Origin of the sequence: Methylobacterium sp. 285MFTsu5.1, from assembly GCF_000383455.1 — a bacterium.
Lineage (GTDB): Bacteria > Pseudomonadota > Alphaproteobacteria > Rhizobiales > Beijerinckiaceae > Methylobacterium.
Genome location: NZ_KB911348.1, coordinates 1 through 1,820 on the forward strand (window position 1 = coordinate 1; position 1,820 = coordinate 1,820).

The window sequence follows — 1,820 nt, forward strand, 5'->3', positions numbered from 1 at the left end:
GCTCGCGAACCTCAGGGGAAAAGGGTGGGGTATGCTTCGTCATGGCTCCAGTCTCTCAAGAGTTGGAGCCTCCGAAAATCCCGGGGCGATTCACAGCGACACGGCGATCAGCTGGGTGAAGTCGGCGTTGCGCGCGTCCTGGCAGTGCGGCAGCTGGGCGTCGATGTCGATGATGGTCGCGTCGATCAGCCGGGTGGTGAAGAAGTGCTCCTGCTTGCCGGCCGAGCTGGTGCGGAACCACTTGACCTCGACCTTGGTCAGCATCTCGCCCGAGGTGAGCGCGTTGTACAGGAGCGGGGTCGCCTTGTTCAGCGGCGCGGTGAACTTGAACGGCAGGTGGACGCGCTGGCCCGAGGGCTGGCCCGACTGCGGGTCGCGCGGGATGGTGACGCGGTGTTCGATCGCCTGGACGAGGATCTCGTTCTCGTGGCCCTCCTGCCAGATGTTGCCCACGGAGGCTTCGGTGAAGGCACCCTGGGTGATGTTGCCCTGGGTGGCGCCCTCGATCGAGATATAGGCGGGTGTCGGCATGGTCTTCCCCGATGATCCGGGGCCGGTGGTGGTCGATCCGCAGGTCCGGTTAGATTATGCCCGGTGTTCTGCGCTGTGTTCCGGCCTCGCGGGGAATACATGGCAGAGTTCGTGCCAAGCCGTTCTGGGGCGAAATTATTTTTTCTTTTTCAGCTCAAGCGCCTGATCTATCAGGTGGATCGTTTTATCCTCTGAATCGGGTCTTCAGGCGCGTCCATCAGCGGTTGATATTTTTGGCCAAGAATGGCCAAGGGCTTGGCCAAAAATGGCCGAACTTTTTAAGTGGTTCAAGCGACTGTGGCAGCTAGTGAAATCAATACGGTCCGAATTGGAACAGGTCCAAGGAATGGCTAAGCCCTTGATAACGCTCGATCGGGACGTTTGGCCAGAAATGGCCGAACCATCCGGACGGTTGGTAAGGAAAATGGCCTGATGTCCGTTGTCAGATGATTTGAGACGATTTGGGACCCTCAGGAAGGGAGGCTCTGGTCCACCTGGGTTGAGAGGTTAGGCAGCCTGCGCGTGGTGGCGCAAGCGGCGGTCCATAAGGGTCTGGCGCTTGATCCGCGCCCGCTCCTGCAGGATGGCTTCGCCGCGGCCGAAGTAGACGTCGGCGGGGGTGAGGTTGCCCAGGCTCTCGTGAGCCCGAGCTTGGTTGTAAGGCTCGACGAAGGCGGCAACCCGCGCCTCCAGCTCGCCGGGCAGGTCGGCGTGTTCGAGCCGGATGCGGTTCTTGAGCGTCGGGTGCCAACGCTCGATCTGACCCTGCGTCTGAGGATGGCGGGGCGCACCGCGGATGTGGGTCATGCCCCGGCTGCCGAGCCAGTCGGCGAGATCCCCCGCGACGTAGCTCGGCCCGTTGTCGGAGAGCCGCCGAGGCCGCTGACCACGTGCACGTGGTCGAGCCCGGCGGCTGCCAGCGCGCGGTCGAGCGTGGCGGTGACGTCGCTGGCCTGCATCGTCGCGCACAGCTTCCACACCACGATGTAGCGCGAGAAGTCATCCAGCACGGTCGAGAGGTCGTACCAGCCCCAGCCGAGCACCTTCATGTCAGGCGACACGGCAAACTGACCCCCTGACGCCATGAGGACCTGACCCCCTCGATGAGCGAGGAGGTCGAGATGATCAGGAACGAAGATCAGGCTCTTCAGCGGACGGACGATCCGCGGAGGGCCGAGATGAAGACGCCGGACGACGTATCGGCGATGGTGCGGCTGAAGGCGCTGGGCTGGGGTGCCAAGCGGATCGCGACCGAGCTCGGCTGTTCGAAGAACACGGTCAAGCACTGG

2 protein-coding genes and 1 pseudogene are annotated in these 1,820 nt (G+C 63.0%); 1 reads left to right on the top strand and 2 read right to left on the bottom strand.

What is annotated here, in order from left to right; genetic code table 11:
- Positions 1-90: 90 nt before the first annotated feature.
- Complete coding sequence (locus H288_RS0131860) at positions 91-531, bottom strand: Hcp family type VI secretion system effector (protein ID WP_020096593.1); 441 nt, start codon at positions 529-531, stop codon at positions 91-93.
- A gap of 507 nt (positions 532-1,038) precedes the next feature.
- Positions 1,039-1,580, bottom strand: a pseudogene (locus tag H288_RS33435) (DDE-type integrase/transposase/recombinase); the annotation flags it as partial.
- A gap of 54 nt (positions 1,581-1,634) precedes the next feature.
- Between H288_RS33435 and H288_RS35805 the strand changes: the two are divergent.
- On the top strand, positions 1,635-1,820 hold a 186-nt coding region (locus tag H288_RS35805), incomplete at its 3' end, for a helix-turn-helix domain-containing protein (protein ID WP_026605486.1).